15 protein-coding genes are annotated in these 12,497 nt (G+C 72.0%); 8 read left to right on the top strand and 7 right to left on the bottom strand.

The features are described from left to right. Positions 1-36 precede the first annotated feature (36 nt). The 3 genes from ACFPP6_RS29260 to ACFPP6_RS29250 all read left to right on the top strand — a co-directional run bounded on the left by ACFPP6_RS29260 (position 37) and on the right by ACFPP6_RS29250 (position 2,172). Positions 37-747, top strand: a complete 711-nt coding sequence (locus tag ACFPP6_RS29260; protein WP_382048624.1) for an NADPH-dependent F420 reductase — start codon at positions 37-39, stop codon at positions 745-747. A 23-nt stretch (positions 748-770) separates the two neighbouring features. Further along, positions 771-1,181: a VOC family protein gene (locus tag ACFPP6_RS29255; RefSeq protein WP_382048621.1), complete on the top strand. Its 411-nt coding sequence runs from the start codon at positions 771-773 to the stop codon at positions 1,179-1,181. 190 nt (positions 1,182-1,371) lie between these two features. Beyond that, entirely contained in the window at positions 1,372-2,172 is an 801-nt protein-coding gene (locus ACFPP6_RS29250) for a helix-turn-helix transcriptional regulator (protein ID WP_382048618.1), read from the top strand. Between the two features lie 74 nt (positions 2,173-2,246). On the opposite strand, the gene ACFPP6_RS29245 is transcribed toward ACFPP6_RS29250, so the two are convergent. The 3 genes from ACFPP6_RS29245 to ACFPP6_RS29235 form a co-directional block, all read right to left on the bottom strand. Then, the gene (locus tag ACFPP6_RS29245; RefSeq protein ID WP_382048615.1) at positions 2,247-2,648 is read right to left on the bottom strand and encodes a fic family toxin-antitoxin system, toxin component; all 402 of its coding nucleotides are present in this window, start codon (positions 2,646-2,648) and stop codon (positions 2,247-2,249) included. Continuing rightward, a complete protein-coding gene (locus ACFPP6_RS29240; RefSeq protein WP_382048612.1) occupies positions 2,645-2,941 on the bottom strand; it encodes a type II toxin -antitoxin system TacA 1-like antitoxin in 297 nt (98 codons plus the stop codon). Before ACFPP6_RS29240 ends, ACFPP6_RS29245 begins: the two co-directional genes overlap by 4 nt. A 77-nt stretch (positions 2,942-3,018) precedes the next feature. Next, positions 3,019-3,882, bottom strand: coding sequence for a LysR family transcriptional regulator (locus ACFPP6_RS29235; RefSeq protein ID WP_382048609.1), 864 nt, complete (start codon positions 3,880-3,882; stop codon positions 3,019-3,021). A gap of 69 nt (positions 3,883-3,951) precedes the next feature. On the opposite strand from ACFPP6_RS29235, the gene ACFPP6_RS29230 reads away from it, so the two are divergent. Further along, a complete protein-coding gene (locus ACFPP6_RS29230; protein ID WP_382048606.1) occupies positions 3,952-4,869 on the top strand; it encodes an EamA family transporter in 918 nt (305 codons plus the stop codon). A 148-nt stretch (positions 4,870-5,017) separates the two neighbouring features. Further along, entirely contained in the window at positions 5,018-5,530 is a 513-nt protein-coding gene (locus ACFPP6_RS29225) for a GNAT family N-acetyltransferase (protein ID WP_382048961.1), read from the top strand. A gap of 84 nt (positions 5,531-5,614) precedes the next feature. Here ACFPP6_RS29225 and ACFPP6_RS29220 read toward each other — a convergent pair whose 3' ends face one another. From ACFPP6_RS29220 to ACFPP6_RS29205, 4 genes are all read right to left on the bottom strand, one after another. Continuing rightward, positions 5,615-6,331, bottom strand: a complete 717-nt coding sequence (locus tag ACFPP6_RS29220; RefSeq protein WP_382048603.1) for a hypothetical protein — start codon at positions 6,329-6,331, stop codon at positions 5,615-5,617. Beyond that, entirely contained in the window at positions 6,328-6,918 is a 591-nt protein-coding gene (locus ACFPP6_RS29215) for an RNA polymerase sigma factor (protein ID WP_382048600.1), read from the bottom strand. The genes ACFPP6_RS29220 and ACFPP6_RS29215 overlap by 4 nt, the downstream gene beginning before the upstream one ends. Next, positions 6,915-7,100, bottom strand: coding sequence for a hypothetical protein (locus tag ACFPP6_RS29210; protein WP_382048597.1), 186 nt, complete (start codon positions 7,098-7,100; stop codon positions 6,915-6,917). Before ACFPP6_RS29210 ends, ACFPP6_RS29215 begins: the two co-directional genes overlap by 4 nt. Positions 7,101-7,260: 160 nt before the next feature. Then, a complete protein-coding gene (locus ACFPP6_RS29205; protein WP_382048594.1) occupies positions 7,261-7,647 on the bottom strand; it encodes a hypothetical protein in 387 nt (128 codons plus the stop codon). A 473-nt stretch (positions 7,648-8,120) separates the two neighbouring features. On the opposite strand from ACFPP6_RS29205, the gene ACFPP6_RS29200 reads away from it, so the two are divergent. The 3 genes from ACFPP6_RS29200 to ACFPP6_RS29190 all read left to right on the top strand — a co-directional run bounded on the left by ACFPP6_RS29200 (position 8,121) and on the right by ACFPP6_RS29190 (position 12,144). Next, positions 8,121-9,848, top strand: a complete 1,728-nt coding sequence (locus ACFPP6_RS29200; RefSeq protein WP_382048591.1) for an amidohydrolase — start codon at positions 8,121-8,123, stop codon at positions 9,846-9,848. Between the two features lie 70 nt (positions 9,849-9,918). Next, the gene (locus ACFPP6_RS29195; protein ID WP_382048588.1) at positions 9,919-10,950 is read left to right on the top strand and encodes a helix-turn-helix transcriptional regulator; all 1,032 of its coding nucleotides are present in this window, start codon (positions 9,919-9,921) and stop codon (positions 10,948-10,950) included. 174 nt (positions 10,951-11,124) lie between these two features. Continuing rightward, a complete protein-coding gene (locus ACFPP6_RS29190) occupies positions 11,125-12,144 on the top strand; it encodes an alpha/beta hydrolase (protein WP_382048584.1) in 1,020 nt (339 codons plus the stop codon). The last annotated feature ends 353 nt before the right edge of the window (positions 12,145-12,497 follow it).

Here is a 12,497-nt window from a genome sequence, read left to right as displayed (position 1 = left end):
GTGGATACATCCGCACGAACAAAACGGGAGGATTCCATGAAAATCGCTGTTCTCGGTACCGGTGGCGGCGCCCGCGCCCACATCGCCAAGCTCGCCGGGCTCGGGCACGAGGTCCACGTCGGCACCCGCGACCCGAAGGCCACCCTCGCGCGCACCGAGCCCGACATGATGGGCACCCCGCCCTTCGGGGCCTGGCTCGCCGGGCACCCCGGCATCGAGCTGCACACCTTCGCGGACGCCGCCGACCGGGCGGAGCTGGTCATCAACGGCATCGACGGTCACAACGCGGTGGCCGCCCTGTCGGCCGCGGCCGGGCAGCTGGCGGGCAAGACGCTCGTCGACTACGCGGTGCCGTTCGTCTACAACCCCGACATCGAGCACCCGTGGCCCACCCCCTGGGGCGTGATGCCCACGCTCGACCCGTGCGACAGCGACAGCCTCGCCGAGCAGATCCAGCGGGCACTGCCGGACACGAAGGTCGTCAAGGCCTTCGTCACCCAGGAGCAGGCCACCGTCGTCGACCCGAAGGCCGTCGGCGGCGGTGAGCACACCATGTTCATCGCCGGCGAGGACGCCGACGCCAAACAGGCCGTCACCGACCTGCTCACCGCGTACGGCTGGAGCGACATCCTCGACCTCGGTCCGCTGGTCTCCGCCCGAGGCATGGAGATGTACGCCCACATGCACTCCGCCATCGGCTTCGCCCTGGGCTTCGGCACCCACTTCGGCATCAAAGTCGTCCGCTGACGCCGCGAAAGGAAACTCCCCACATGACCAGCCGCACCCGCACCGACGCCCCCACCACGCCCCTGTCCGGCACGATCATGTGCCAGGCGATGTGGGCCCGCGACGGCAGGAAGCTCGCCGAGTTCTACGCCACCGCCCTGGGCACGAAGGTGACGCAGGCCTTCCCGAACGAGGAGGGCGACGAGGTCGCGTTCGCCTTCCGCGTGAACGGGACGATGTACCTCTTCTACACCTCCCCCTCCTTCACCGCTCCCGAATGGCCGGAGCAGGAACTGCCCTTCCACATGGACCTCGTGTTCGACGACGTCCGGGCAGCCGAGGAGCAGCTGCTGGAGATGGGTGCCACCAAGCCCGTCCACCAGCCCGGGGGAAAGCACTGGACCGTCCTCCTGGACCCCTCCGGCCAGCCCTTCTGCATCCACGGCGCCCGCTGACGCCACAGCCCCTCCGGATGCGCGCGACGCAGCCGTCGGAACCGTATTCGGTACGACCCGGAGTCGGTTCTGGGCGGTGGGCAGGCCATCGGTGAGGGCTGCGCCTCCTGTTCGGGATCCAGCCCGAGGAGGATTCCCCTCAGCCTGGTATACAGATCATGTTCATTCTGGAACCAGGGATGCCGCCACCATGCAGAAACCACTGGACCAACGCCGTGAGCTGGGCGCGTTCCTGCGCAGCCGCAGGGAGCGGATCACCCCTGACGAGGTCGGGCTGCCCCACACCGGGCGCCGCCGGACCCCGGGGCTCCGCCGGGAAGAACTCGCGGTCCTCGCCGGGATCAGCGCAACCTGGTACACGTACCTCGAACAGGGCCGGGACATCCGGGCCTCGGACCAGGTGCTCGACGCCCTCGCCTCGGCGCTGCAGCTCAACCGGCACGAGCGTGGTCATCTCTTCCAGCTCGCCGGCCACGCGCCGGTGACCGCAGCCGAAGAGCCCGAGCCGCTCGCCGCGGAGGTGGCGGCCGTCCCGCTCCTGCTCCAGCCGCACCCGGCGTACATCATCGGCGGCAACTATGACGTGCTCAGCTACAACCGGGCGGCCGACGAGCTGTTCCGGAACCTCACCGCGGTGACGGGCCGGCCGGCGAACATCGCCCGCTGGGTGTTCCTCGAACCCGCGGCCCGGGACGTTCTGGTCGACTGGGAGCCCGAGGCGCGCGGCGTGCTCGCCCGGCTGCGCACCCTCGCCGGACGCCACCCGGGCGACCCCCGGTACACCCGGCTGATCGACGAGCTGAGCACGGGCAGCGCGGAAGTACGCGCCTGGTGGCCGCAGTACGACGTACAGGCCCGGCGCAGCGGACGCAAACGGCTGCGGCACCCCGGAGGCCGGGAGGTGGAACTCGCCTATTCCGCATTCCACTTGGCCGAACAGCCCGAACAGACGCTGGTGGTCTATTCCGGCGAGCAGGCGCCGGCCGGCTGAGCTCCGTCGGCCGTCCTCGGCCTGTCGGCGCTGCGGCCGGCCACCACGACTGTTGTTGCCGCCACGGTGCCGCCCTAGGCGTGGAGCGGCCCGCCCACGGTCCAGTCGCGCAACCGGCGCGCGATCTGCGCCGCTCCGAGCGTCCCCGACGCCGCCTCCCGGACGAGCGCCACGGCCTCCTTCGGCCGGTAGTCGAGACGATGCCCGTTCAGGGAGAGGAAGGCCTCGGTCGCATGCCAGGCGAACGCCTCGTTCGAGTGCTCCAAGCACGGCATCCGTATGAGGCTGTGCAGCAGGGCTCCGGCCTTGAGGTGCTGGGAGCCGTAGATGTCCCGGTCCATCGCCCGGGCGTACATGCGGGCCACAGCGCCGAACAGCGGCCCGTAGTCGTCGACTTGCGGGTCGCCGGGCAGCAGTCCCGCAGCGTGGAGCAGGAAGGGGACGTCGATCCGGAGAGGCGGCTGCTGCTCGCTCACGCGGCGTGCCCCTGCCCTTCCGCCTCCAGGGCGAGGCGGGCCTGCTGCTCGGCGGCGCGCTGCTCCGGCGTCGGGTCGGCCACGCCCGCCTCGGCGGCGAACGCCTCCCCGCTGCGGCCCACCGAAGCCCCGAAGGCCTCCAGGAACTTCGCCTCGACGGCCGTGGCCCGCTCGTAGGCGGCCGAGAGGATGTACTCCTGCATGCTCACCCCCGCCTCCTTCGCGGCGGCCGCGATGGCCGCTCGCTGCTCCGGGTCGGGGAAACGCAAGCTCATAGCTTTCGGATCAGCCATGGTGCCGACGGTACCAGCGATACCGCACCCTTCACAGGACGACGCGTCCGCCACCCCCTGCCGCGGGGGCCGTCGTCCTACCCGTTCGCGAGGACCTCGTGCGCGAGTGCCAGCAGGTCCGGGACGGCCGGGTGTCCCGGGCCCTCGCGCCAGGCGAGGACGACGGGGACGGCCGGAGCGTCCGCGAGGGGTCGGTGGACCAGGGAGGGATGCATGTGATTGCTCGGGGTGGCCGAGGTGGAGACCCCGACGGCGCGGCCCGCAGCGATCGCGATGAGCCACTCGTCCGTATTGGTCACCTCGATGGTCGCGACGGGGCGGGCCGCCGGCGGCCACAGGTCCATCGTCGTGGTGCCGGAGACGGTGTTGAGGGCGATCGGGTAGCCGGCGAGGTCCGCCAGGGTGACCCGGGGGAGAGCCGCCAGCGGGCTGTCCGACGGCATGACCACCACCCGCTCCTCCGTCAACAGCAGCTCCGTACGGAGCCCGGCCGATGCGACCGCACCACCGCCGCGCAGCAGGGCCGCGTCGACCTTGCCCTGCGTGAGACCCGCCGTGCGGTCGTCGACGCGGAGCAGTTCGAGGGGGATGCCGGGGCGCGTCTCGTCCCAGCGGCGCAGCAGCGGGACGGTGTGGTCGCCGAGCGCCGCCCAGGTGTGGCCGAGGCGCAGCGGCCAGCTGCGCGGCCGGCCGGGGTCGAGGGCGATGTCGACGGCGGCGAGGGCGGCGGCCGCCTTGTCGCGGAAGGTCCGGCCTTCGGCGGTCAGCTCGAGGTGGTGCGTGGAACGGTCGACGAGGCGGGCTCCCAGGTGGTCCTCGAGCCGGCGCAGGGTGCGGGAGAGCGCAGGCTGGCTCAGGTGGAGGCGCGCGGCGGCGCGGGTGACGCTGCCCGCCTCGGCGATGGCGAGGAACGCGCGGAAGTGCCGCAGCTCGATGGTCATGCCGCAGGAGCATAACCGCAGGCGAATGGGCATTTCACACCGCGTGGCCGACTTCCTAGCGTGGACGGCATGACATCAACGGCGCAGAACCCATCCGCGGTGCAGAACCCATCCGCGACGACGGCCGCTCCCCTCGTCACTCGTCACGCCGCAGGGCGCGGCAGCCTCGGCGGCGTCGGCCTGGTGCTGGCCGGGGCGGTGACCGGCCAGTTCGGCTCGGCCTTCGCCGCCCTGCTGTTCCCCCGGGCCGGTGCGCTCGGCGCCGTCGCACTGCGGGTGGCGTTCGCCGCGTTGCTGCTGCTGGTCGTCACCCGGCCCCGGCTGCGTGGCTACTCGCGCGCCGACTGGTCGGTGGCCGTCGGGTTCGGCCTGGCCCTCGGCGGCATGAACATCCTCTTCTACCAGGCGATCGACCGTATCCCCCTGGGGGCGGCCGTCACCCTCGAAGTGCTCGGGCCCCTGCTCCTGTCGGTCGTCGCCTCGCGCCGTCCCGCCGGCCTGGTGTGGGCCGGTCTCGCACTGGCCGGGGTCTTCCTGCTGGGCCGCGGTGACTTCGGCCGGCTCGGCGCGGCGGGCGTGGCCTTCGCGCTGGGCGCCGGGGCGATGTGGGCGGCGTACATCGTGTTCAGCGCCCGCGCGGGCGCCCGGTTCCCGCGCCTGGACGGCCTGGCGATCGCGATGACCGTCGCCGCCGTGATCAGCCTGCCGCTGGGCATCGGGGCCACGGGCGGGACACTGCTGGAACCGGGCGTGCTGGGGCTGGGCCTGGCGATCGCGGTGATGAGCTCGGGCGTGCCCTACGCCTTGGAGATGCTCGCCCTGCGTCGGCTGCCGGCCGCGACGTTCGCGGTGCTGACGAGCCTGGCACCGGCCCTTGCCGCGATGGCGGGCTACCTGGTGCTGGACCAAGGTCTGTCGCCGCTGCAGTGTGCCGCTGTCGCGATGGTGGTCGCGGCGAGCGCAGGCGCGATACGCACAGGCACCTGAGCCGGGAGAAATATGCATGTAACAGTCCCCTTGTAACGTTCCGGCGCCGGACACCTACCGGGAACAGCCGGAACCGGCAGGAGTGAAGGGAGCACCTATGCGCGACAGCGTGACGGGGACCACGACGGGCGCAACGACGGACGTCACGATGGACCTCACGACGGGCATACGCGTCCGGCCGGGAGCGGCCGGCGACCTCACCGAGCTCACCGAGATCTACAACCACTACGTGGTCCACACCCCGGTCACCTTCGACATCGAGCCGGTCACCGTCGAGGAACGCCGCGCCTGGCTGGACTCCCACCCCGCCACCGGCCGCCACCGCCTGCTCGTGGCGGAGGAGGCGGGCCGGGTGCTGGGCTACGCCACCAGCAGCCCTTTCCGAGACAAGCGCGCGTACGAGACCTCGGTCGAGACCAGCATCTACCTCGGGCCCGGCCACACGGGACGCGGCCTCGGGGGCCTGCTGTACCGCTCGCTCTTCGAAGCCCTGGCGGACGAGGACGTCCACCGCGCGTACGCCGGCATCACGCAGCCGAACGTGGCGTCGATGCGGCTTCACGAACGCTTCGGCTTCCGACCGGCGGGCCTGCTCGAACAGGTGGGCCGCAAGTTCGGCACGTTCTGGGACGTGGCATGGCTGGAGAGGCGGATGGCCTGACGGCGCCGGCCCCTGCGAGCGCGGCCGATTGCCGCTGCCGGGCCCCGGAGACCCCGGCAGCGGGGAAGCGCGCGAGCGACCTCGTCACGTGCTGGCAGTGAGTTCTTCGATCCGTTCGGCGAAATCGGGGCCGGGCAGAGGGAGCTCGACGTCGGCGTCGTCGGCGTCGTCGAGGGCCTCGGGGATGTAGGCGATGACGGCGGTGACGGCCGGTGAGGGCGCGTGGGTGACGTATCCGCGCTGGACCATCGTGTAGCGCAGGACGGCGCGCAGGTCGCGGAGGCTGTCCTGCCCGGGAGCGCACGGGAGGCCGTTGCCGAGGTCGGCCTGCTCGTGCCACAGATCGGCCTCGTCGGTCTCGCCCAGGGCCATGTGGTGGAGATAGAGGCACAGCGCGGCGGAGAGCTCGCCCGCTCCCGCCGCGAACTGCCACCAGAATCGGGCACCGTACTCCCGGCCCGCGAGGTGCAGGACGCAGCCCAGGACCAGGGCGCCGTCCGGCTCGGGGATCCGGCTGACGAGGAAATCCCGCAGCCGGTGCAGATCGTGGGTGGCGGTGGTCTCGCACAAGGCCCGCAGGTGCTCCCGGAAGATCCGCCGGGGCAGGGAACGGCGCACGGCCGAGCGTTCGGCCGCGGGGCGGACGGAGTCGGGCTGCAGGGCGTCGTCGACGCGCAAGGCCCCCTGCCACGTGCGGGCGGCGATCCGTGCGGTCAGCCGCTCTTCGGCTTCCCTGGTGCGGGAGTAGGGCGGGCGCTGGATGCGGGCGTGCTCCAGCAGGCGGTCGATGGGCTCGGTCATCCTCGGCCTCCCTCGGCCCGGTCGTCTCTTCCGCCGGGGTTGCGGTCCGTCCCCAGAGCCTTGTTGAGGCGGTGGCGGGCGTAGCGGGCGGTGGAGCGGACACCGCCCTCGGTGATGCCCAGGACATCGGCCGTCTCGCGGGCCGTGTAGCCCAGCACGTGATGCAGGATGAACACGTCGTGCTGCCGCTCCGGCAGGTCCTGGACCGCCTGGTAGATCTCCAGGCTGATCTCCAGCTCGCCGATCGGATCGCAGGCCTGTTCCAGTCTGGTGGTCTCGAAGGCGGCGGTGTCGACGGCCACCGCCCGGCGGCCGCGGGCCCGGGCCAGGTCGATGGTCCGGTGGCGTACGACCCGCCAGGCGTAGGCTCGCGGATTGGCCTTCGACAACACCTTCGACCAGTTGAAGTACAGCTGCTCGAAAGCGATGTCGACAGCCTCCTCCGCATCGGCCCAGCTGGAGAGGTACAGCTGCGCCCAGTACACGTAGCGGCTGCGGTAGAGCTCGTGGAAGGCCCTGAAATCCGCCGGAAGACGTGGCTGCAGCACGGCGACCGGGCGTCGGTGAGGACGGTGCGTACGCGTCACCCCTGCCCTCCCCGCTCCCGTTTCCCCGCACGAGCCCCGAGGCGGTGGCGCCGCCAGCCGGACTCCGGCTCGTCCGGCAGGACACCCCTGAGCAGAGCATGGCCGAGCGCCACCAAGGCGTCCCGGCCGAAGACCCGTACGAGCAGCACGACCAGCAGGCCGTCCGCGAGATGGTCTGGCATCACGATCGGCAAACCCCTTCAAACGTTCCAAGGGGCTCTCCCCACGCCCCGGAGGAGCGTCAGTGGCTCCTCTGCTACGTAAGGCGTCTGCCGACTGCCGGATGTGCAACGGCGTCCGGAAGAACTTGGAGCTCTCTGCAGCAGGGTCCTGCGGCTGCGGTCAGTGGCCGCCGGAGGGGACGTCGCAGCCGGAGTGGTCGGGGTAGCCCGCGAAGGCATCCGCCTTGACCGAGGCCGGGTCCATCGTGCCTTCCACGCACAGAGGAGAGCCGCCGGTGTCGATGAGGAAGCTGACCCCGGCGGGGCCGTTCTGCTGCGCCTGCACCTTCCCGGCGGAGTAGCCGAGGCCGGTGAGGGCGTTGCGGGTATGTTCCGGGGCGAAGTCTCCGCGCTTGCGCAGCGGTTCGAGCGTGTCCTTGACGCGCCGGACGACCGCGAGCCCTTCGCAGCGGCTCCGACCGCGCAGCGGGAGGGGAACCCTGAAGCCGTGGTTCTCGGCGTAGCGGTCGGCGGGCGGCGCAGCAGGGCCCGAGGGGCGTGTGGTCACCGGTGGTGGCGTCGTGGGGCTCTCGCCGGGGCACGGGAGATCCGCCGGCGATCCCGGCGTCGACGATCCCGTCGGCGTCGGATGCGAACGCCGGTGCGCGTCGGCGGTATCCCCCGACCGCTGTGTTCCGCACCCCGCCGCCAGCACGGCCAGCGTCACCAACGGCAGCACCCCGAGCCGGACCGCCGGCGTTCTCGTTCTCGATATCGTCATTCCCCGATCGTCTCCCGCATCGCGGCGGGCGTCATGAGTCCTTCTACTCATGTGCCGCGGGCCTGCCGGCAGTCCGGCAGGCCCGCCTGCCGGAAAGTGCGGGCCCTCGACGACCGGATGACCGTCTCGGGCATCCGTCGGACGACCGATGTGCGCGAGCGCCGCCCGGATGCACAGTGCTGTCAGCTTCCCCGCCGCTTCTGCTTCCCCGCCGATTCCGCAGGAGCCCCTTCACCAGCCCCGGCAGATAGGACATCGCTGTGCCCGGCAGCACTCCGGCAGATCTCGTCCTCGTCAACGGTTCGGTCCTCACCGTCGACTCCCGCTTCACCGTCGCCTCCGCCCTGGCGGTCACCGACGGCCTCGTCAGCGCGGTCGGCGACCGCGACGAGGTCATGGCGCACGCCGGCCCCGCCACCCGGGTCGTCGACCTCGGCGGCGGCACGCTCCTCCCCGGCATCAACGACTCGCACCTGCACGGCTGTGCCCTCGGGCTGACCATGCCGCCGCTGTCCGTCGACGTCTCCCACCCCGCCGTGCAGTCGCTGGCGGACGTCGCCGAAGCCGTGCGGAAGGCGGCCGCGACGACCCCCGCGGGGGAGTGGATCAGCGGATACGGGTGGGACGCGGGCTACCTCGCCGAGTGTGCCGCCGACCCCTCCCGGCTGCCCGGCCGGCACGACCTGGACGCCGTCAGTCCGGACCACCCCGTCCTGCTGTACTCCACCACGGGCCACGCCACCTGGGTCAACTCCGCGGCGCTCGCGCGGGCCGGAGTGGACCGGAACACCCCCGTCCCGCCCGGAGGAGTCATCGTCACCGACGCGGCGGGCGAGCCCACCGGTCTCCTCCAGGAAGGTGCCCAGGACCTCGTCCACCGTGCGCTGCCCGCCCTCTCCCCGGAAGTGCGCGCCGACGCGATCCGCGCCACCCTGCGCACCCTGGCCCGGCTCGGCATCACCAGCTACACCGAGCCAGGCCTCGGCCCGGGCGGCGACGCCCTGATGCGCGGCGCCATGGCCCACAGCACCCTCGACGTCTACCGGCGCCTGCTCGCCGACGGCGAACTGACCGCGCGGGTCGGCGTCCTCCTGCTGCCGACCGGGATGGCCGGCACGGCCGAGGAGTTCGTACGGACCCTGGCGGCCATGGACGAGCCCCCGTCCACCGACCCCCGCCGCCTCGCCGTCCTCGGCGTCAAGCTGTTCGCCGACGGCATCCCGGTCAACAAGACGGCCTGGATGCACGAGCCCTACGTCGGCGGCGGCTGCGGTTCGCTGTGCGTCGGCGGGGAGACCGACGACGAGCGCATCGCCCAGATCACCGAGATGATCCGGTACACCCACGCCGCCGGGTACCAGGCCGGTGTCCACGTCACCGGCGACCGGGCCATCGACACCGTCGTCGACGCCTTCGCCGCGGCCGCCGCCGCGCATCCCCGGGCCGACACCCGGCACTACGTCATCCACGGCGACTTCCTCACCGCCCGCAGCATGCGGACGCTGGCGCAGCACGGCTTCGGCGTCAACATGAACCCCACCATCAAATGGACCGTCGCCGACCTCGAGGAGGAGTTCGTCGGCCCGCAGCGGGCGGCGTACGAATGGCCCTACCGGGACGCGATCGACGCCGGCGTGACCGTCACCAGCGGCTCCGACGCCCCCGTCACCCTCCCCGACTGGCGGCAGGGCGTCTCCACGATGATGCTGCGCGAGTCCAGGGCCAGCGGCCGCGTCAGCGGACCCGGCCAGCGCATCCGGCTCGCCGAGGCCCTGCGCACCTACACCTCCGACGCGGCCTGGCAGGACTTCGCCGAGGACTGGAAGGGCACGCTGGAGGTGGGCAAGGTCGCCGACCTGTGCGTGCTCGCGGGCGACCTGCTGACCGCCGACCCGCGCGACATCCCCGCCATGCCGGTCGTGTTCACCGCCGTCGGCGGCGACGTCGTGCACGACGAACTCACCGTTCGACGCCCGCCCACCGTTTGACCCCCGCCCACCGTTTGACGCCCGCACACCGGATGATCATTCTGAGCGGATGGAAGCCGAGCCGACGCCCATGACAGCAGCAGCGCAGCCGAGCACCAAGGACGTCCTGAGCGCAGCCCTGGACGTGCGCGAGGCCGCGCGCCACGCCGTGCGGGGCAAGGGCGATGCCGACGCCGTCCTGACGGCGCTGTCCGCGGTGATCGACCACGACCACGCGTCGCTGTCCCGGTGGGACCCGCTGCTCCGCCGCCACGTCACCCTGGCCGGCAGCTACCCGGCGGGCACCACCCGCTACATCGAGACCCGCCTGCACGACGATCCGGCCTTCGCGCTCATCCGGCACGCGCCGGGCACCACGAGCTGGTGGCACGACGTGCCCGCTCCGGTACGGGGAGCCTCGACCGGGTTCCAGGAGGTCCTCGAACCCCTCGGCGTCCAGGACGGCGTGGCCCAGTGTTTGTTCTCCGCCGACGGCCGGTACGTGGGCATCCTCAACCTCAGCACGACGCGGGCACGGTGCGACCAGCCGGCCGTCCGCGCCGTGATGACCCTGCTGGGCGAGTGCCTCGCGGCCGTCGCCGACCCGCTCGCCGGTCACCGCTCCCCGGGCCCCGGCGGCGCCGGCCACGCTTGCGCCGTACTCCTGCCGGACGCCGAGTACGGCGAGAACGGCGAGGACAGCGGGGAGGGAAAGGCCGCGGCTCCGGTGGTGGTGAGCGGGGAGCCGCTCCCCGGCCTCACCGAGGCCGGCTCCCCGCTCGTGGCCCTGCTGCGACGCACGGCCGCACGGCGGACGCTGCCGGCCACGGTGCTGGTGCCGTACCGGCAGCGGATGCTCGAACTGCACCTGACCCGCCGGGGGGACGGCACGGTCGTCGTGTGCCGTACGGTCACCCGCCCCGCGGCGCTCTCCCCGCGCGAGCTCGAAGTGCTGGCGGAACTCACCCAGGGGAGGACCAACCGCGAGATCGCCGACCGCCTGTACGTCAGCCCGCGCACCGTCGCGACCCACATCGAGCACATCCTCGCCAAACTCGACGTCCCCAACCGCGTGGCCGCCGCGGGCCGAGCCGTCGCCTGGGGCCTCGAACCGGCGCCCTGACCGGCGGTGGCCGCCCGGGCAACAAGGCTGCCCGTCGGTGTGATCGGTCCGGCGGTGTGATTGGCTACGCCGCATGGGTCTCAGGCGAGTGTTTTCCGGGCGCACGTGTGTGCAGCCGAGGAGTTCCAGCGGGGATGCCGGGCGGCGGCCCGTCGTCCGGCCAGGGGGTGGGGCATGAGTGCCGACCGTGCGTCGTCGGATTCCGGCCGCGTCCCGATACCGAAGGCAGCACCTCCTTTCGATCCCGAACTCAAGGTCGTACTGGAGTCCTTGAGCAAGGGTCCGAGGGAGCCGATCACCCCGGACAACCTAGAGGCCCGGCGGGAGCGGGACGCCGCGTCCCGGCCCAGGCCGACGGCCGAGGACCTGCGCGCCGACGGCCGGTTCGAGGTGACGGAACTCCGCGTGCCGGGGCCGCCGGACGGACCGGAGGTCACGCTCGTGAGTGCACGACCGGCCGGGGTCGCCGGGCCGCTGCCCCTGCTGTACTACATGCACGGGGGCGCGATGATCATGGGCAACGCATGGTCCGTGCTTCCGCGGATCCTGCGCGAGTGGGTCCTCCCGCTGGAACTGGCCGTCATCTCCGTCGAGTACCGGCTGGCGCCGCGGACGCAGTACCCGGGACCGCTGGAGGACTGTTACGCCGGGCTCGTCTGGGCGGCCGGACACGCGGCCGAACTCGGCATCGACGCGGACCGCATCATCATCGGCGGGAAGAGCGCCGGCGGCGGCCTCGCCGCGGCCCTCGCCCTGCTGAACCGTGACCGCGGCGGCCCCGAGCCACTGGGGCAACTGCTGCTGTGCCCGATGCTCGACGACCGCGACAGCACCTTCTCCACCCATCAGATGTCGGGCATCGGCGTGTGGGACCGCGTCTCCCACGCGACCGTGTGGAAGGCACTGCTGGGCGACCGCTACGGCGCCGCGGACCTGCCGCCCTACGCGGCCCCCTCCCGCGCCACGGACCTTTCGGGACTCCCCCCGGCCTACATCGAGGTGGGGTCGGCCGAGATGTTCCGGGACGAGGACGTGGCCTACGCGAACGCGATCTGGCAGGCCGGAGGCCAGGCCGAACTGCACGTATGGCCCGGTGCCTACCACGGCTTCGACGGCATCGCCCCGCGGGCGGCCCTCAGCCGGGACGCACGTGACGCCCGTACCCGCTGGCTCCGGCGCCTCCTCGCACAGTGAGCCCATCGGCCGCTCGGCCCGAACTCTCCCCTTACCTGCGCTCACACAGGGTAGTCAAAGCGGCTGCCCGGTGTGAGGCCGCGCATGAGGCCTGGGTCACTTACGAATTCCCGTAGTAAGAAGTGCGGCGAATTCCGGAGGTGGAGCGGCCTTCTTCGCTCCGGGCAATGAACGGGCGTAGTAGGTCACAGTGATTGCCAGGGGTTTTCGGGGTCGCTAACAATTACGGGGTCGCTGGGCGCCGTCGACCGAGAAACGGCGCTTGATTTCTGCGCCGCTTCAGGGCCGGGCGACATCCGCGATTGGAAGGTTCAGCTCAGTTATGCGCTCCACCGTCTCCGCTTATGCCCGTC

Origin of the sequence: Streptomyces aureoversilis, assembly GCF_042657885.1 — a bacterium.
Lineage (GTDB): Bacteria > Actinomycetota > Actinomycetes > Streptomycetales > Streptomycetaceae > Streptomyces > Streptomyces aureoversilis.
Note: the sequence above shows the minus strand (reverse complement) of the source record. Positions and strands in the feature narration are given on the sequence as shown.